The following is a 17,477-nucleotide window of genomic DNA, read 5'->3' as shown; positions in this document are numbered from 1 at the left end:
GCCTGACCATGGCGTGACCTGATTAGCAGTTATTTGACTAAATGTTTATAAGATGTGTAGTCGATGCCGTTCTTTTCCAGGAAGGTAACCAGAAAGCGGTTATCGCGCCGTGGTGTGGCTATAATATAGCCTTTGATGCAGTGCTCGCGGGTTACCTCCGGAGCGTTGCTCTCCACAGCAATTCTGCCGATCTCGGCAGCAATGGAATGTTTGGCGATGTCGCGGAAGGGGCCGGGTACCGGCTGAACCAGCTGGTCCAGAAAAGCCTTCATCTCGTCGCTCCATAGTGGACGGCTGCGTTCTACCCAGTAATTCTGCCAGTCCAGCTTGGACTTGCCGTCAGCCTTGGGCAGTACCTTAAGAAATTTGCGGAACATAAAATAGCCGCCGATGCACATACAGCCCAGCAGTAAAAAGGTCCAAAATGCGATGGAATTCATAAACCAGTTGCTCGGAGCTGCAGATAACAAGCTTGAGGGTGAATGAAAATGCATGTATACACCGCCTTTGACAATGATGATTGTCACTTTCCTTTTACTCATCTAAAGTATAGCGTATTTCCAAAGTTTTGCGAAGCGGAAGCAGCCTTCTGGGGCTTGCCTAGATTTATTTTCCCGATCACGGTAGAATAAGGGTTAATTCGTGAAGGAAAGAGGGAAATAGGCATGCTGAAAATAGGTTCACATGTGTCCTGCGCGGACAAGGGTCTCCTGAGCGCGGCCAATGAAGCAAATGAGTACGGATCTACCTCGTTTATGATATATACGGGAGCGCCGCAGAATACGCGCCGTAAGCCAATTGAATCGATGTTCCCTGAGGAAGGGAAGCTGGCTATGGCGCAGAATGGCGTCGAAGAGATTGTGGTTCACGCCCCATACATTATTAACCTGGGCTCCTACAAGGAAAGCACCTACCAGCTGGCAGTTGATTTCCTGCAGGAGGAGATCCGCCGTACCCATGCGCTCGGTGTTAAGCATATCGTCCTGCATCCGGGTGCATTCACTGACAAGGATGCCGAATACGGCATTCAGCGTATTGCAGACGGACTAAATGAAGTGCTGGGCGGTACGAATGAGACGGAAGTGCATATTGCTCTGGAAACAATGGCCGGCAAGGGAACAGAGGTCGGACGCAGCTTCGAGGAGATTGCTTCCATTATCGATAAGGTCGTACATAATGAGCGGTTGTCCATTTGTCTCGACACCTGTCACATTCATGATGCCGGATACGATATCGTGGGCGATCTGGATGGCGTGCTGAAGAAATTCGACGATACCATCGGCCTGGGGCGGCTCGGCGTTATCCACATTAATGACAGCAAGAATCCGCGGGGAGCGGGCAAAGACCGCCATACTCCGATTGGCTCGGGCTATATTGGTTTTGAGACGATCAACAATGTCGTACATCATGAAGCACTGGCAGGTCTGCCGTTCATTCTGGAGACCCCGTGGATTGGCAAGGATGCCAAGAAGCTTCGTCCAATGTATGAAGTGGAAATTGCTCTGCTGCGCGGCAATGTGGCTGAACGTTTCGGAGCGGAGTTCCTGCAGGAGCTGGAAGAGCTGCATGCTTTTTTTGCCAAACAGGAGCTGGACTCCCGCCGCTATGTGCTTGATGTATGGGAATTGCTGAAGAATGATGCCAAAGCCAAAAAAGCCGATCCCCGTGAACCGCTGGAACGTCTCTATGACAATGTAATTGCCGCCGGATTATTCCCTCAGCTTAGTGAGGAAGCTGTCAACCAGCGGCTGATCGCCTGGCTGGCAGGCAAGCAGCTGCTCGTGAATGCTTAATCCAACAACAGATTGCGCAAGCAGATGAGAGGATGGACGGAGAAATATGGAGTTACATGTGAAAAGAGATCATTCATCAGGCGGACAATATCCGGACCGGGCGCGTATGCTCATTTCCTGTCCAGACGGTCCGGGAATCGTAGCGGCGGTGTCGCATTTCCTGTACCAGCATGGTGCGAACATTGTGCAGTCGGATCAATATACGATGGACCCGGACGGCGGAATGTTTTTTATGAGAGTGGAGTTTGACCTGCCTAAGCTGGATGAACGGCTGGAAGAGGTGCGTACGATCTTTGGCGGCGTTGCCGAGCGCTTCAAGATGAACTGGCAGATCTTCAATGTAAGCCACAAGAAGCGGCTGGCGATCTTTGTATCCAAAGAGGATCACTGTCTGGTGGAGCTGCTCTGGCAGTGGCAGGCTGGTGATCTGGATGCGGATATTGCACTTGTGGTCAGCAACCATACGGACATGCAGGCTTATGTTGAATCCTTCGGCATTCCTTTCCATCATATTCCGGTTACGGCGGATACGAAGGAAGCCGCAGAGAAACGTCAGCTAGAGGTGATCGGTGATGATATCGATGTGATCATTCTGGCCCGGTATATGCAGATTATCTCCCCTTCGTTCATCGAGCATTACCGGCACCGGATTATCAATATCCACCATTCGTTCCTGCCGGCATTTGTCGGCGGCAAGCCGTACGCCCAGGCGTATCAGCGCGGGGTTAAGATTATCGGCGCTACTGCCCACTATGTGACTGAAGAGCTGGACGGCGGTCCGATTATCGAGCAGGATGTGCAGCGGGTCAGCCACAGCGATGATGTGAACGAGCTTAAGCGCATCGGACGCACCATTGAACGGGTAGTTCTGGCCCGTGCGGTGAAATGGCATATTGAGGACAGAATCCTCGTGCATCATAATAAAACAGTAGTTTTTAATTAAGCAGCGAAGCATTCCAGTTAACCTTTACAACCACCCCGGTAAAAGTCAGGAATCACACGGAACGCGGATGTTCATAACATCCTTCCGGCCTGATTTTTACCGGAAACATCTTCAGCCGGGAGCTTCTCCCGCAGCCTCAAGCAATACAACAACCTCACAGTAATAATCTAATACACTTCTCACCACTACAGGTAAAAAAGCATTTTACCGGCATTTTGGATCTTAAGCCAAAGTGTATTTTGTTATGTGCAGATTTCACATTCAAAGGGGGTAAAGGGCTTGTCATCGCAACGCGGACATTTATTAAAACGCAATTACATCTTTGCCTTTCTCATCCTGACCACCGGCTTCGGCGGACTGCTTGGCTATGATCTCTATTTCAAACCCTATGTACTCTCTCAGACTGTCGTCAAAATCAAGGTGGATGGCGGAGGCTTTTTACCGAAAAATTATGAGCTGAAGCCCGGAGATCTCTATCTGGATTCCGTGCAGACCAAAGACATTCCGGCTGGTGTTATCCGAAGCCTAAATCAGGTGGAACGGAAGATTACGAATGTGAATCTGACGGATGGCAGTATTCTGACCGAATCACTGATTGATGTGAGCAATCTGGAGCCGCAGCAGGATGAGGGGATATTTCCTATACCCAAAGAGGCGATCTATGCCATTAACGGTTCTCTCCGCAGCAGAGATAAGGTGGATATTTATCTGGTAGAAGGGGATTCGCCGGTTAAGGACCGGACAGGCTATAGCCCGGCAGCCGGGGCAGCAGATGCTTCCGCAGGCGTGAAGGTTTCAGGACCGGCATCTGCGGTGGAAGAGGAAATTCAGCCGGCGCTTCCCGGCCGCAAAGTATTTCTCAGCGGAGTAACCGTGAATTATGTGCGCACTGAAGACAACAATGATGTGCTGGATTCGGAGAATGGCAACAACAATAACCGCTTCACCTCGACCGGGAAAGTAGCTACGCCGGAGCTGAAGCTGAAGAAGAGCGACGGGGAGCTGCTGGGGGCATTTTTGGAACAGGGCAAGAAGCTGTGGATCGTAAGAGTGGAGTAGGAGAGTGGAGCAGACAGGAGGAAAGATGAGCTTGAAAATATTCAGTCTGGGTATGGATCAGCTGACCATTAATGAAATAAAGCTTGCCGGATTTACGGTCATCGCCCAAAGCGTGCTGCCTGAGCCGGCGCAGGCCGGAGGACATCTGCTGATGGTGACAAGCGAGCAGGTACCGGTATCCGGACTCAGCGGGCTGCGCCGGAGTTATGCGGATTCCAACATTTTGTATGTATATCTGCAAAAAGGAGTGAGGGGGTATCAGGCCATTCATATGCAATGTGAGAGCCTGGGGATTTTCTTCATGCCTCCGCGTTCCACTCCATCAGCGATCATCGATAAGCTGCGCTACATGCTTGAGGATGAGCAGGCAGAGCGGGGAAATCTGATCGGATTCTTCGGGTCCGGTCCGGGCATTGGCTGTACAAGTGCAGCTAAGCTATTCGCCAGACGGATTGCGGCTTCGGGGCTGCGGGTGATCGTGCTGGGTCTTGATCTGTACGATCCGGGTTATGACCGTAAGACAGCAGTCAGTCTGGACAGGCTGCGGCCGCGGATTACCGGCAAAATGCTTCACGATGAGGACTTTGCCGGGTTTGTGAAACAGGAAGGATATTCGTATCTGCCGGGCAACTTCGATTATTTAAGCGCTCAGGACTATCAGGAGGAGGAGATCGAGTATTTGCTGGCCAGAGCAAGTGACAATGCCGATGTAGTGGTGGCTGATTTCGGGTCCATTCCGGAAAGTGCCGCCTGGTATGTGGGTATGCAGAAATCCGTCCTGCGGATGATTGTAACGCATCCCCGTCATGAATACAGGCTGCAGCCTCTGATGGAGCTGGCCGGGCATATGGATCTGCATCCGCAGGATTTCCAGTGGATCATTAACCGCAGCAATGTAGAAGAGCTGACCTCCTCCAAGAATCTGGCGCTGCGCTTTGGCAGTGAGATCCTGCTGGAGCTTCCGTATTACCAGCCTTTTCTGGAGAGCCTGCCGCTCGGCAAAAAAGAACTTCAGCATGTAGACGATAAGGTTCACGCGCTTCTGGTCTCGCTGGGTCTGGCCTTGGAAGTCCGAAAGAAGGGAATATTTCAATGATTGAATATCCGGATGAAGCTTGGCCGCTGAAGCAGGGGCAAATTCCATCAAGATGGACTCCGCTTGACCCTGAGCATGGAAGGCGGCAGGAAGAGGAGGACGGGAGCGGACAGGCACTGCCTGGATTAGCAAAGGAGACAGAGGACATACGGCTTTTCTCACTGAAGCAGAGCGTACTCCGTACCAGCAAACCCGGCAAGGAAGACTTCTACGGCTTTCTGCAAAAAATGAAAAGTGAAATGAACGCCGGACTGGAGCGTGAGGATGACAGCTATTTCGAGCTAAATGCCAAGGCGTTGATTGGTGATCCGCAGGCAGTCAGCTTTTTCATGAACGAGATCGAGAAATATTTGCGCCGTACCCCGTTTACGGGCAAGGTGCCGGAGGCTTACCGTACAGCCGCTGAAGCGCTGTTTCATGAATGGAAAGGGTTCGGACCTGCGTACCGCTGGTTTACGGACCGGGCTTATAGTGAATCAACCGGTCTGCAGATGATCGGACGGCAAATTTTCTATAACCACCAGGGCAGGTTTGTAGCTTATCCGTATGAGATGCCTTCGCTGGATCGTGTAGAGCAGCTCAAGCGATCCCTTTTGAAAAGCGATCCCAACAAAAAGCTGAACAAGGATAACCCTTCGGTGGAATTCAAAATGGACGATCCCCTCTGGCCGGGCCGGTTCATCCGGTTAGCCATCTGGGTGTCGCCACGGGTCTGGGAAGGCTTCACCACCATATCGCTGCGCCGCCAGGTCGTCGAATTCCTGGATCTGGATGATCAGGCCGGCACAGAATGCATCCCTGCGGAAGCGATTGAACTGATCCGTGCGCTTACGGGGACGTTTCGTAATACGATTATCGCGGGTGCCGTAGGCTCGGGCAAAACCACTTTTGCCAATACAATTGTCGGAGAGCAGTTGCTCGGTTCCTCCTCCTGCATGGGTGTGGTGATGATTGAGAAGCATCCGGAGTCAATTCTGCCGTATCAGATCAAGGGCCACCGGATCATTCCAATCCAGGCATCCAATGAGGAGCTGATGGAGGTCGGTGTGGAATCGCTGCGGCATGACCCGAACATTCTCTATATGACGGAGATGCGTTATAACGAATGGGAATTCTATCTGTGGAGCGGCGAGAAGGGCTATGACGGCATTACCGGAACCTTTCATACGGTGGATTCGGAGGATATTCCTTACCAGGGTGCATTTGCCGTATCTACACGGATTGGCGGCAGCCTGAAGGGGCATTTAATCTCAGCGATGAAATCCTGTGAGCTGGTATTTATTCTGGAAAGTGTGCCCGATGGGAAGAAACGGCTCGCGCGGATATCCGAGGTTTTTTATGAGGAAGCCAGCAACTCGGTATTCGCTAATGATCTGATGCGCTGGGAGCCGGAGCAGTCGGCCTGGAGCTACAATGACAAGCTGACGCCGGGACTAATGCTGAAGATGAAGAAGAAGAATGCACGGGCCACGCGGATTATGCTGCAGGAGCTTGGACATCTCGCTGCCCAGAAACCGATGGTGGACCCGCTGAAGGAAAGCTTGAAATCCAGGATTGTTTTGAACGAATGAGGGGGGAGCCTGTGGCGCTGCTGTACTATATCATCCAGTTTGTCTTTCATTTACTGGCCGCGGGCGGATTGTGGCTATTGGTGAAGCCGCTTATTGAGCGGCATTTATCGCAGTGGGGACAAAAGATGGATTTCCGGATGAACCTGAGGATGAGTCTGTTCGGCAAAAAGGTAAGCATGATTAATAAAAGAATGTGGCTATACCGCCATCTGGATGATTTGCTGTATTTTGCCCATAAGAGGTATGAGCCGGGAATCAGTGTTATGCGTTTTGTCACCCGTTCAGGCATGCTGTTCACGGGGGTTTTTCTATCGGGTCTGCTGACTCTGCGGGAGCTGCCGGGACATATGAGCTTTAATAATCCTTTCCTGGAGGGGATTGTGTTAAATGACGGTACAACTGTGCAGGACGCTTGGCGGCTCCCGCTGTTTCTGGCAGTTCTCTCGGCAAGCATTCCATATTTACGGATGAGGTATACCTATGCTCAGAGGAAAGTGCGGGGGAGCTACGATCTGCTCGATGTGATCAAAATCGCCACCAAATTCACTCATTTATCTGCGGATTCCATTCTGTCGAGGACCAGTGATTTGCTGGCCGGGGATAATGTGCTGAAGACTCCCTTGAAGCTGCTTGGAGCGGCGTTTGCCAATTACAGCAATGAACGGGAGCTGAATGAGGAAGCGGGGCGTTTTGCCGGAGCGATCGGAACAACCTTTGCCGTAGAATTCGTATCGGATCTGCTCTATTGCGAGAAGGAAGGCACACGTTATCTCAAAAGCTCGCTCATGATGCTTAACCGCTCCATGGAGCAGCAACGGGAGACGATTCTGACGGTCAAAGCAAGCAGCAGGGATGCGATTAGCCTGGGACTGTACGGAAATCTGGTTGTGCTGGTTTCTTCGGTTGGAACATTTATGTACATGCTGAAGCCCGACGTCTATTTCAAACTGCAGTTTGAGACTACCGTTGGTCTTACATTTATGATGGTCATCATTGCGGGAATGTTCATCTCGTTCATGATCAGTACCATCCTCGCCAGGCCCAAGCTGGACTACCACTAAGGTGATGAATAATGGATAGATTACTACTTTTGATAGCCGTAACAGGTATTGTGTATCTCGCTCTATTGGTTTTTGTCAGCAGCAGCAGCCGTCAGGAACGTTATGTGCTCCGTCTCGGCGTGAAATGGAAGGCCTTCGGGGAACGGGTGCAGAATGAACGGCTGCAGCACTTGCTTAATCAGAGCGGTCTGTCTATATCAGCAGCCAAAATCACAATGTTCCGGTACTCGGCGGCTCTGATTTATCTGCTGGTTCAGACGGCAGGTGACTTCGTACGTTCAGAGCCTTTATCTATTTATGATCCGCTTATTGCTGCGCTTATTCTGCTGATTACCAGTCCGCAGCGGGTTCTGCCCCTTGGCTGGCTGCTGGTCTGGCTGCATCAGAAGACGCTTATTCAAAAAGACGGGGAGCTGATTTCCTTCATCCGTCTCTATGAGAATAACCGGCTGCGCAAGCGCGGGTATGTGGAATTTGGAGCTTTTTGTGCAGGGACAGCCAGTCACTTCAATTATATCCGTCAGGATCTATATGAGCTCTCGGAAAGGGCGGTAGATGAGGGAACCGAACGTGCGATTGAATGGTTTTGCGGCAAATTTCCAGAGAACCACGCTTTCATTAATGATATCCGTTCGATTCTGCTGGCGACAGAGGGCATGGATGATGATCATGAAGCAGCGAATTATTTAAGGGAGCAGGGCAAGATTATCACCAAAATATCGAGCGACCAATATCTGAAGAAATGGTCCTTCATCGGCGATGTATCGACCATCATTAATGTGATTCCGTCTATCGCTACCTTCCTGATGATTGTATGTCTGGCTATGCAGTACATTATGCTGATTAAGGGCAATTTTAGCGGTGTGGGGATGTTTCAATGAGTGAATTTTTGTATATTCAAACAGCACTTAAAAATATAAAATAAAAAGGGAGATATTAACAATGAAAAAGGACGCTATTTCTACTGGTTTATTTATCGCTATCGGATTTCTGTGTGTGGCTATCGTAATCGCAATACTGATTCCTGTCGTACGGGACGTAATTGACGATGCAGATGATAACAGACCGGTCATTCCGGCGGTTAGCCTGGTTGAGCCGTCAGGCTCGGGGGAAGCAGCCGTAACGTATACCATCGTTCCTCCTTTGGTTTAACGGAGATGAAGAAGGACTCGATTTCCGTCGCACTGTTTCTGGCTATTGGCTTTGTGATTGCGGGCATTTTTATCGCCGGGGCAACAAGCATTATCGGCGGCAGCCAGGATGATATCATTACCCATGTCAAAGCAGTTGAACAGTATTAAAAGGAGGCGCTGCGCTTGAAGGCAACCGTCCTCCGGGCATTGTTTATGTGGCTGGTGCTGTTCATTATCCTGCAGCCGATTTTTACGTATATTGATTATCTGCTGGATTTGCAGGTCAAAGCCAACACATCCTATATCACGCAAAAGGCCGCAACCGAAGGAATGGTTACAGCCTCTATGAGAGGCGAGGTCATCTCGAACCTGAAGGCTGTCGGTTTTCCGGAGAGCTCTATTGAAATTACTAGCAGTACGGAAATGATTCTTGAGCGCAAGCAGCGGATAGATGTGTATGTAACAGCGCCAAGGGTAAACCTGTTTCCCTACAATTTCTCCGGCGTCTCCCAGCCGACACGTTATTATGGGCACGGATCGATCATGAGTGAATATCTCGATTAACTAAGGGATGAAGCTGACCAATGGATTATATTATTAAGCTGGCATTTGTCCTGCTGATCTTTATCTACTCCTGGTTTTTTCAAATACAGAATCAGGAGTGGGACATCATGCGCAGTATGCTCAAGGATGCCAACAATATGGCGGTTCACGATGCATCACAGGAGTTGAACGAAGCAGCGCGGGCACAAGGTAGGTTGATTATTGACCCATCTGCGGCGTATGAGACCTTCCGCCAAACGCTGCAAAGTAATCTGGGACTGGACGACGGCTTATCCCCCTTAGCGGGGAGCCGGCTCCAGGCTCAAGTGAAGATCGTCAAGTTCGACATTGTGGATGAAGCGACGGGTAATACGTTTCCCATGCTCTATGAAGACCCTGCTTACGGCATCACCAAATACATACAGGGCCCTTCGGTCATCGCAGTTATTGAAACAGAGCATCCGGCCCTGATCTCCAGAAACAAAGTACAAGAAGCAATTACTGTGCCGGCGGTTCAAGAATATAAGCTGAATCATTAGCCATTTGAGCTTCGGCGGGTTCTGATCCAACTACTACAATTAAGGGAGAGTACGATTATGAAAAAGACGATGCTCAGCAAAACAATGATGGGGAGAACAGCTGTAAAAGTTTTACTGGCAACAACATTGTTAGCCGGTGTAATTGTAGGTCAAGTTGGGCCTGCCAGTGCAACAGCTGCAAAACCGACGGCGGCTCCGATTATGAGGGATAATCTTTCGAAATATGGGTTGGTGAAGGATGTAGAGCTTCCGGTAACAGTTGAGGCTGGGGGACTTAGTTATACGCTGGAGAAGATTATGATTTATGATATTAACTCTAAAGACGCAATCAATTTGAGAAAAACATATAAATATGGTGAAGAATCATCGCTTATTTCAAAGCCTACCTATTTTGTTTGGACAAAGATAACAATAAAAAATAATAGCAAAAAAATAGTGAGTAATGATAAGAACGGAGAATACTGGGTATTGAGCTTTAAAGGATTGGTATCAGTTGATCCTGTAAGAAATTGGTCACGCATTAAAAAGCCAAATGATAAAATGGCTCTTAATAGTTTTATTCTTAAGCCAGGGGAACAATTATCAACATATCAAGCTTATATGTATGGCAACACTGCTTTCGATCATTTTGCTATTCGTTTGTACTTCGATGGTCAATTCAGCGAAAAATTCGTAGTGGAAGAACTGTAAGGAGGAAGTATGAGAAAATTTAGTTGTTTGATTTTGATTATTATTTTACTGGCAGCAAGCTTTCCGAATGATTATGCTCAAGCTGCGAATGGCACTAAAGCAAGTTCTGTCGCTGTTCCCATCACTACAGGTTTAGTAGGATCAGATAACAGTGCAAAAAGTTTTTACTTGGATTTGCCTAGCGGAGTTACCAGCTCTGCAATCTTACAAAATACACTTAAATATACTGGTAATAATCAGACCATTGGAAGTATTACTATAGAGAATGGAAAAATAAAAGTTACTTTAAAAGGTACGGAAAATAAAAAAGTTCTTGAAAAAGTTAAAGGGTATAGGGCTTCTTTTGAAGCAATGTACAAGACTGAAATCTACAATTCAATATGGCTGTATTCAGATGGAAGACGTTGGCAAATTAATGAATATGATGAACGTAATGATCGAATGAAGACAAAAGATGTAACAGCTACCGATGGTTATCCATCACAAAATCCTCCATCTATAGTAGTAACAGCTGGTCCTTTACAAGATCAGCTGTATCTCAAATGGTATAACGGTTCAAAAACAGAAGATATTGATTCAAAAGATATTGTTGCATCGTCTATAAAACCAATATTACTCGAACATTCTTCATATACTAAGGGGTTACCAACATTTAAGAATGGAAGAGTAATTATAAACTATTTTATCCCCAATAGTACTCCATGGAAATCAGAACCGGATGACGGACTTTCAGGAAAAGCAGAAGGTCGGAGATATTTTGCACTGGTTACTTATTATTACGAAGCTAATGCCAACGTCACCACCTACAGCTACGGCGGCCTAGTCACCTTCGACTACGGCCTCCCCGATGAAGCAACCCTAACCGGTGCAGCAATTCTTGAAAAGCCCTCACCCAATCCGGCAAAATTTGAGGATAAAGACGTGCCGGTACAAATTAACCTAAAAGGGGAGCTGTTGGCATATAAAGATTCGTCTAACATCGAGGAATGGGTGTTTTATGCCAAAGAAAAAGGCAATGAGAGCACACTGAAAACGCTAAAGGATTATTCTAAAACCCTTACGTCCTCAAAGAAAATAGATTTTACGATTCAAAAGTCAAAAGTGAAGGCACCTAGTATCACACAGGAATACGAATTAAGTATAGTCGTGAGGTTCAAGAAACCCGTTGTAACCAAAACGGGAACCATCACTTCATTGAAGGAGTCCTACACCGTGAAAGCCGGAGTGTATACAACTCCAACTCCTCCAGGCGGGGATTTTCCAGGACCAACTTCTCCTCCGAATCCTCCGCGAGAGCTGAAGCCGCCGATTGCCCTTATCTCAGCACCAAAGACGATTAAGGCAGGACAAGAATTTGAAGCCAGCGGCGCAGGCTCCTACGATCCGGATGGCTTTATCAAAAGCTATTATTGGGACACGCCGAATGCTATAGGAGAATTGACAGATCGGCCGCGGGGGACCCTTTGGTACGATAAAGAGCACTTAGGTGAGCAGTCGCTGGCACTCACGGTTTTGGATGATGATTCAATGGCCGGGAGCACCAGTACTGAAATTACGGTCATTGAGCCGGTCCCGAATGCATCTATTTACGCTGAAGGAACCTTAAAACAGAACCGGAAGGTCATTATCCGCAGTTATAGCAGCAGCCCTACACATTACCCGTTGGTAGATTCTAAAACTAAAATCACCATCACTGCCGTTTCTGGCTGTACCAACGCAGACATTAAATACAGCGGGTCGCTGAATGACGTGCCAAGTAAAGATGTACTGTTTAAAAAGCCCGGCAGATATAAAGCAACAATCTATGTCGAGAATACCCTGGGGCTGTCTGCGAATAGCGAAGTGTCGTTTGATATTGTACCGGATGAGAAGCCCTTTGCTTACTTCACACTTCCTGGCTCTGCGTATCGTAACCCTGCAGATGGCAATCAGGCGACGATCTCTATCGATGACATGTCCTATTCTCCGGATAAGGATATTGTGGCCCGGAGGCTATGGGAATATCGCTACGATTCGAATAACAACGGGAATTTTGCAGATGAGAGCTGGGTCATCTTTAGTAACGAGAATTTAGATCATCTCAATTTTAAAGTGCGGGATGTTGGGCAGTACCAGGTAAGGCTCACCGTATTTGAAGAATTTGGTCAGCCCACGATTGATGAATTTGTTACCCAGGATGATCGCCAATCGAACAACTCAGACATCACACAGAATGCTATTGAACGAATCTTTAAGGTTAAAAATCAGGCACCAGATGTGGATTGGTCATGGTAGAAAGGAAAGAATATGCAGAAATTTAACAAGGTACTCTCAATATTCATGGCTGCTGTGTTATTGCTTCTAACCTGTCCTGAAGCTTTTCCGGGAAAGGTGCGGGTAGCTGCTGCGGGTGATCCCAATGTAATTAACTATATCGACATACATGTAGAGGCATTTAGCGATACTAGGTATTGGGAACCATATATGGGGGAAATCGGAGATGTAACTCTTGATATGCCAAGTCTTACTCTAAAAAATGTCCGATTTGACCTAACAACTCTTAACTTTGAATATGACGTCGTTCTGGATTCACCAATTATAATGAAATCGTCAAATAAGGATTGGTATTCTGACTACTGGAGAACTAGATTTGTGAGCATTTCCACAAGTTTTAGTTCGCCAACAAAGAGCGCTACAGTTAATTATAGGGAATGGTTAGTAAATGAGTTCCCGGCTACTCAAACATATAATACATTGAGTCTATCAGGACCACCTACGAGTCAGGTGAGTGTACCATGGGATCGGGAACTTCCTACCAAGTTAGATATTGTGGTATGGGCAAGAGATAGTCATTGGTATCACACTCCCATGAATGGTTGGGCGAATGCCGCCCAACGTTATTTTTACGATGTGCCGTTAATTATCAATTCAGCTCCAAGTCTAACCGTAACGACTCCGAGCGAACAGCAGCTCATTAACGAGCCGGGCTTCAGCGGGATGAACATTGAAGGATATGTACGCGATGTGGACAATAACGATGTGGTGGTCAGTGCGGAGATCCCGAATGTTTTCTACAAGAAAGTAACCATTCCGCAGGCATTATATAATAAACCATTTTCCATACCCATAGACGTTTTGGCAGACGGGATACCTCCTGGACGGCATACGATCACTGTCAAAGTCGTAGATCCATACAACTTCAAAGACGAGAGGACACTATATGTAAATGTGTCCTATAGGTTAAGGAATAAGTCTTTTATCTTAATCAATACACCTGTAGACATCACGACATCCTATACAGATTATGAAGGGGACCCGAAGTATCAAGACAGGTACCGGTATGATCACGATCCGAACTTTTTTGACAATTCGATGGGGATCATTGGTGACAGTGGTCTATGGCGGAATTCCCAGTATCAGTCATTCCCCTACAGCGGGGTGTATGTGGCCACCTTCCAGGCTCGAGATAATCCAAAAAGTGATGATCGGTTCGATGATTACCGGCTATGGAGCCGCGATAATTTATCATCCATGACGTTTCACGTACACCGCAAGCCGATTGCTCTGTTTAGTGCGAAGCTAACGGGGGGATGGCTCCAAATCACAGATAGCTCCTACGATCTTGATCATATTAAGGCGTATAACAAGGGCTTGATGGATTGGCAATGGCAGTATAAAATAACCGAATCTGAAATGTGGATGGACGGGCAACCGCCTGCGCAGCTGCCGACATCTGATCAATATGATATCCGGCTGCGGGTGCGTGATGTGGACGGAGAAAATGGAGCAGGAGTTTGGAGTGACTGGTGTGTGCGTACTGTTGGCAATGGGGGGAATCTCCCACCGGTTGCACTCTTTACGGTAGATCCCAACATTGTATCCTATCGTAAGTCTACGACGGTCACAGACAAGTCCTTTGATCCGGATAATGATCCGCTTGATGTGTATAGCTGGACGGTGGTTAAGGACGGCTGGCAGCAGGTATGGAGTCATTGGGGCGGGGCAACTACACCTCCGAATATTGCCGCCTACGGAGTGGGGACTTACCAGTTAACCTTACAGGTCCATGATAATCGGGGGCTTTGGTCAGAACCCTACAGCCAAACCGTGCAGGTCATGAATCATCCACCTGCAGCTGCATTCTATATGCCATCTGAAGTGTACCGGGATACGGTAATTCCGCTGGAAAATTTGACGCCCGATCCGGACGAGGATGGGGACAGACTGAGTTATGGCTGGAACGCACGGATCAATAACTCAGGCTATTATTATACCAGCGGTAATCGGAGTCCAGTGATAACGATCCATGATTTAATTTCAAACTACGGGATATCACAGCAGCAGGCCATCTCTGATGGGTGGGAAATGCGGCTTACAGCATCGGATGGATTGCTGAGTTCGAATGCCACTCGGTTGTTTACGGTCAAGAATCATGTTCCAACGGCAGGAATCAATGGACCAGCGGTTGTATACCAATATGACAACAAAACCTACTATGGTGTGGATACGGATGAAGACTCGTCGGATGCAAGCAGCTTACAATACTACTGGAAGGTTACCAGCAGCGATGGAACCACAACAATGTACCGCACAGCCAATATAAATATAGATTTCCCGGACACAGGGTCCTACACCCTGGAACATTGGGTAGTGGATCAAATCGGTGCAAAGTCAAACGTGGCTAAGCTAAAGATTGATGTCATTGAAAACCAGGCTCCAGCTATCACGCTTACGGCTCCGGCAGGTACGGTTACAAATCCGACTGTTCTGGATGCAGAGCTGCAGGGCGATCCTCTCATTGGGTGGAACTACAGTGATCCGGAGAACGATCCGCAGGAGAAATACCGGCTGGAGTTCTTCGCGAAAGACGGACAGTTGGCCAAAACAGTCGAGAATACAGATTCTACCGGCGGATTGCGTCAGTATCAGGTGCTTAATCCCACCTTTGAACGGTTCGCGATCTTCAGCCTATACGCCCGGGCTTATTCAAAAGGCTCCTGGTCGGAAGTCTCCAATGAAAAAGCCTTCATCATCGATAATCCGCCGCATGCCGGTTTTACCCTGATGACGGATACGGGCCGCAATGCAGCAGCGGTACCCATTTACCGGACGGATGTACTGCAGATCACTGGCACTGCAACAGATGCGGATATCCCGAAGGGCGACAGTATTAAATATCAATATTTCCTTAAGCCTTCAAGCGGGAACGAAGGGTTGGCCAGCATACAGGAGAGCTTCACCAAGCAATTCACGTCAAACGGAACCTTCGCGCTGCGGCAAGTCGTCACGGACAGTCTGGGACTATACCGGGAGCTGTCGCAGAATATCACGGTCGTGAACCGGATTCCGGCTGTGAATATTATTTATCCAACCAGCACCAGCCCATCCAGTCCAACCATTGTTAGTACACTCACCCCTGTGATTCAGTGGGATTATCAGGATGAAGACGGCGATGTGCAGCAACGCTTCAAAGTACGTATTATTAATCTGGCAAGCGGGGCGGTAAAGGCCCAGTCCGGTGAACAGGTATCCGGCGCTAAGCAGTGGAAGGTTCCTTCTGGCATGCTTGCTGAGAATGAGAAATATGCTGTGGAAGTTGAGGGGGATGACGGGTTCGGCTGGAGCAGTGTGTCTCCGCGCAAATATATGATGGTCAATCTGCTCAGCATTAAGGGGGCTGTCCAGCACACAGAGGAGTGGAACAGCAACCGTCAGGCTTACAATTTGAATAAAAGCGGGAATGCGGAGAGTCCGCGGGGGTATACTGTTTATTGGGCGGGGGAGAAATTCGTGCTGCAGGGCACGGCAACCGGATTGCCGGATACCGTTCAGGTTACAATGAGCGGAGGGTATACAGCGCAGCTGAGTCCGACCGGAAGTGACAAGACCAAGTGGACAGGCGAATTGGCAGACCCGTCGTTTGAACAGCTGCCGGATGGTCCGGTTACGTTCACTTTTACCGCGACTAATGAATTCACCACCAAAGTCGATTCAGTTACGGTAACCATTCTGGGGGATTGGTCAGAATATTATCAGAGTCATCGCGTAAAATAACGGAACTTAGTCACTCAGCTACCGGTATCTTATTCTTATCTGTTCATATCACGCAGCATCCTACGGGCGGAGGGAGATCGTTCAGACGATCCCCTCAGTCCGTTCTTCGTTTAAGCGGAGCATTCGTGCGGCAACCGCCCCCGGAACGGGTGAACTGGTGGTATGTAAGCTGGATGTGAGGAGAGCCACACGATTATTACGGCGCATATAATAGGAAAGTTTGCCGCTGAATATCTTGTGGGCACACAGGGACGAGGCGAAATCATCCGGAGTTACGAAGCAGGAGGGCTTGGCCACCGGATGCACGGCCGTTTCTTCAAATACAGAGGCTACAAATTGTGAGCAGAAAAAAGCATCCTCCCTGTCGATCCGGACATTCAGCAGCACACCCACCAGGCCGAGCAGATGATATTTATAGCGCTCCTGATTCTGCATCATACCTTGGACATGGTTGTACATGGTGTCATACTCTTCGGAACTGACTCTAAGCTGATAGATGGCACAGTCTGCACTGCTGTAGAACGGATGGATAAAGTTCTCATGGATCAGTCCGGCGATAAACGGATTGTGCACTCTTTTTCTCCCGAAGCTGTAGACCTCGCGCAGTTCACTGTCAAAGGCGATCGAAGCATGATTCAGCTCTGCTTTGGTGAACCATTTAATAATTCCGCTGAAGGCCGTACCCGTTCCGGTAAGCACAACATAGATATCTCTATTTGCAGTCATCTTCGAAATCCCTTTCTGCTGGAAGTAATGGATAATCCGGTAAAAAATATTGCTGAGGTACTTCCATCTTACTGTATAAATCAGCTTTGTAAAACAAACTTTAGTCTTAGATAGAAACTAGACTTAAGGCTAAGTTCCTCCATCCCAGTATTGCATCCTCCCCAACCCTTCCGAAACTCTGCGAAGCTGGTGGTAGAGTGCATAGACCTGGCAGAAGCCGCTAACTATAAGCTGTAGCAAAAACAATTGGAAATGCTTCCACTTACGTGATACAATAATAGTCAAAATGA

16 protein-coding genes are annotated in these 17,477 nt (G+C 48.2%); 14 read left to right on the top strand and 2 right to left on the bottom strand.

Annotated features, from left to right (window positions below; translation table 11 throughout):
- Positions 1–29: 29 nt before the first annotated feature.
- Positions 30–494 carry a DUF2621 family protein gene (locus NSU14_RS24710; protein WP_340948989.1) on the bottom strand — a complete coding sequence of 155 codons (465 nt, stop codon included), beginning with the start codon at positions 492–494 and terminating at the stop codon, positions 30–32.
- A gap of 171 nt (positions 495–665) precedes the next feature.
- On the opposite strand from NSU14_RS24710, the gene NSU14_RS24705 reads away from it, so the two are divergent.
- From NSU14_RS24705 to NSU14_RS24640, 14 genes are all read left to right on the top strand, one after another.
- Positions 666–1,793, top strand: coding sequence for a deoxyribonuclease IV (locus tag NSU14_RS24705; protein WP_042134329.1), 1,128 nt, complete (start codon positions 666–668; stop codon positions 1,791–1,793).
- A 46-nt stretch (positions 1,794–1,839) separates the two neighbouring features.
- Positions 1,840–2,736 carry a formyltetrahydrofolate deformylase gene (gene purU, locus NSU14_RS24700; protein ID WP_042134331.1) on the top strand — a complete coding sequence of 299 codons (897 nt, stop codon included), beginning with the start codon at positions 1,840–1,842 and terminating at the stop codon, positions 2,734–2,736.
- A 279-nt stretch (positions 2,737–3,015) separates the two neighbouring features.
- Positions 3,016–3,795 carry a hypothetical protein gene (locus NSU14_RS24695; protein WP_340947542.1) on the top strand — a complete coding sequence of 260 codons (780 nt, stop codon included), beginning with the start codon at positions 3,016–3,018 and terminating at the stop codon, positions 3,793–3,795.
- 25 nt (positions 3,796–3,820) lie between these two features.
- Positions 3,821–4,891, top strand: coding sequence for a hypothetical protein (locus NSU14_RS24690; protein ID WP_340947541.1), 1,071 nt, complete (start codon positions 3,821–3,823; stop codon positions 4,889–4,891).
- Positions 4,888–6,462 (top strand): ATPase, T2SS/T4P/T4SS family, encoded by a 1,575-nt coding sequence (locus NSU14_RS24685; protein ID WP_340947540.1) that lies wholly within the window; start codon positions 4,888–4,890, stop codon positions 6,460–6,462. The genes NSU14_RS24690 and NSU14_RS24685 overlap by 4 nt, the downstream gene beginning before the upstream one ends.
- A gap of 11 nt (positions 6,463–6,473) precedes the next feature.
- Positions 6,474–7,523: a hypothetical protein gene (locus NSU14_RS24680; RefSeq protein WP_340947539.1), complete on the top strand. Its 1,050-nt coding sequence runs from the start codon at positions 6,474–6,476 to the stop codon at positions 7,521–7,523.
- Between the two features lie 11 nt (positions 7,524–7,534).
- On the top strand, positions 7,535–8,404 hold the full coding sequence (locus NSU14_RS24675; RefSeq protein ID WP_340947538.1) for a hypothetical protein: 870 nt from the start codon (positions 7,535–7,537) through the stop codon (positions 8,402–8,404).
- A gap of 61 nt (positions 8,405–8,465) precedes the next feature.
- The gene (locus NSU14_RS24670; RefSeq protein WP_042134342.1) at positions 8,466–8,675 is read left to right on the top strand and encodes a hypothetical protein; all 210 of its coding nucleotides are present in this window, start codon (positions 8,466–8,468) and stop codon (positions 8,673–8,675) included.
- 5 nt (positions 8,676–8,680) lie between these two features.
- On the top strand, positions 8,681–8,824 hold the full coding sequence (locus NSU14_RS24665) for a hypothetical protein (protein ID WP_156118554.1): 144 nt from the start codon (positions 8,681–8,683) through the stop codon (positions 8,822–8,824).
- Between the two features lie 15 nt (positions 8,825–8,839).
- Entirely contained in the window at positions 8,840–9,220 is a 381-nt protein-coding gene (locus NSU14_RS24660; protein WP_039296416.1) for a hypothetical protein, read from the top strand.
- A 20-nt stretch (positions 9,221–9,240) separates the two neighbouring features.
- The gene (locus NSU14_RS24655) at positions 9,241–9,738 is read left to right on the top strand and encodes a hypothetical protein (protein ID WP_042134344.1); all 498 of its coding nucleotides are present in this window, start codon (positions 9,241–9,243) and stop codon (positions 9,736–9,738) included.
- Between the two features lie 57 nt (positions 9,739–9,795).
- The gene (locus tag NSU14_RS24650) at positions 9,796–10,428 is read left to right on the top strand and encodes a hypothetical protein (RefSeq protein ID WP_340947537.1); all 633 of its coding nucleotides are present in this window, start codon (positions 9,796–9,798) and stop codon (positions 10,426–10,428) included.
- A 9-nt stretch (positions 10,429–10,437) separates the two neighbouring features.
- Positions 10,438–12,702, top strand: a complete 2,265-nt coding sequence (locus NSU14_RS24645) for a hypothetical protein (RefSeq protein ID WP_340947536.1) — start codon at positions 10,438–10,440, stop codon at positions 12,700–12,702.
- A gap of 573 nt (positions 12,703–13,275) precedes the next feature.
- Complete coding sequence (locus NSU14_RS24640; protein WP_340947535.1) at positions 13,276–16,461, top strand: hypothetical protein; 3,186 nt, start codon at positions 13,276–13,278, stop codon at positions 16,459–16,461.
- Positions 16,462–16,542: 81 nt separating this feature from the next.
- Here the strand turns inward: NSU14_RS24640 and NSU14_RS24635 are convergent, their stop codons facing one another.
- Positions 16,543–17,187, bottom strand: a complete 645-nt coding sequence (locus NSU14_RS24635) for a hypothetical protein (protein ID WP_340947534.1) — start codon at positions 17,185–17,187, stop codon at positions 16,543–16,545.
- Positions 17,188–17,477: the final 290 nt, after the last annotated feature.

The organism is Paenibacillus sp. FSL R10-2771, assembly GCF_038000205.1.
GTDB classification, from domain to species: Bacteria; Bacillota; Bacilli; order Paenibacillales; family Paenibacillaceae; genus Paenibacillus_AQ; species Paenibacillus_AQ phytohabitans.
The sequence above is the reverse complement of the archived record's forward strand: the minus strand, read 5'-3'. Positions and strand labels throughout refer to the sequence as shown.

Excerpts from the sequence above, each read along its gene's own strand:
- NSU14_RS24690 (WP_340947541.1), top strand. The coding sequence starts at position 3,821 with ATGAGCTTGAAAATATTCAGTCTGGGTATGGATCAGCTGACCATTAAT.
- NSU14_RS24635 (WP_340947534.1), bottom strand. The coding sequence starts at position 17,187 with ATGACTGCAAATAGAGATATCTATGTTGTGCTTACCGGAACGGGTACG.
- NSU14_RS24685 (WP_340947540.1), top strand. The coding sequence starts at position 4,888 with ATGATTGAATATCCGGATGAAGCTTGGCCGCTGAAGCAGGGGCAAATT.
- NSU14_RS24675 (WP_340947538.1), top strand. The coding sequence starts at position 7,535 with ATGGATAGATTACTACTTTTGATAGCCGTAACAGGTATTGTGTATCTC.
- NSU14_RS24655 (WP_042134344.1), top strand. The coding sequence starts at position 9,241 with ATGGATTATATTATTAAGCTGGCATTTGTCCTGCTGATCTTTATCTAC.
- purU (WP_042134331.1), top strand. The coding sequence starts at position 1,840 with ATGGAGTTACATGTGAAAAGAGATCATTCATCAGGCGGACAATATCCG.
- NSU14_RS24640 (WP_340947535.1), top strand. The coding sequence starts at position 13,276 with ATGAATGGTTGGGCGAATGCCGCCCAACGTTATTTTTACGATGTGCCG.
- NSU14_RS24710 (WP_340948989.1), bottom strand. The coding sequence starts at position 494 with ATGCATTTTCATTCACCCTCAAGCTTGTTATCTGCAGCTCCGAGCAAC.
- NSU14_RS24645 (WP_340947536.1), top strand. The coding sequence starts at position 10,438 with ATGAGAAAATTTAGTTGTTTGATTTTGATTATTATTTTACTGGCAGCA.
- NSU14_RS24665 (WP_156118554.1), top strand. The coding sequence starts at position 8,681 with ATGAAGAAGGACTCGATTTCCGTCGCACTGTTTCTGGCTATTGGCTTT.
- NSU14_RS24650 (WP_340947537.1), top strand. The coding sequence starts at position 9,796 with ATGAAAAAGACGATGCTCAGCAAAACAATGATGGGGAGAACAGCTGTA.
- NSU14_RS24670 (WP_042134342.1), top strand. The coding sequence starts at position 8,466 with ATGAAAAAGGACGCTATTTCTACTGGTTTATTTATCGCTATCGGATTT.
- NSU14_RS24705 (WP_042134329.1), top strand. The coding sequence starts at position 666 with ATGCTGAAAATAGGTTCACATGTGTCCTGCGCGGACAAGGGTCTCCTG.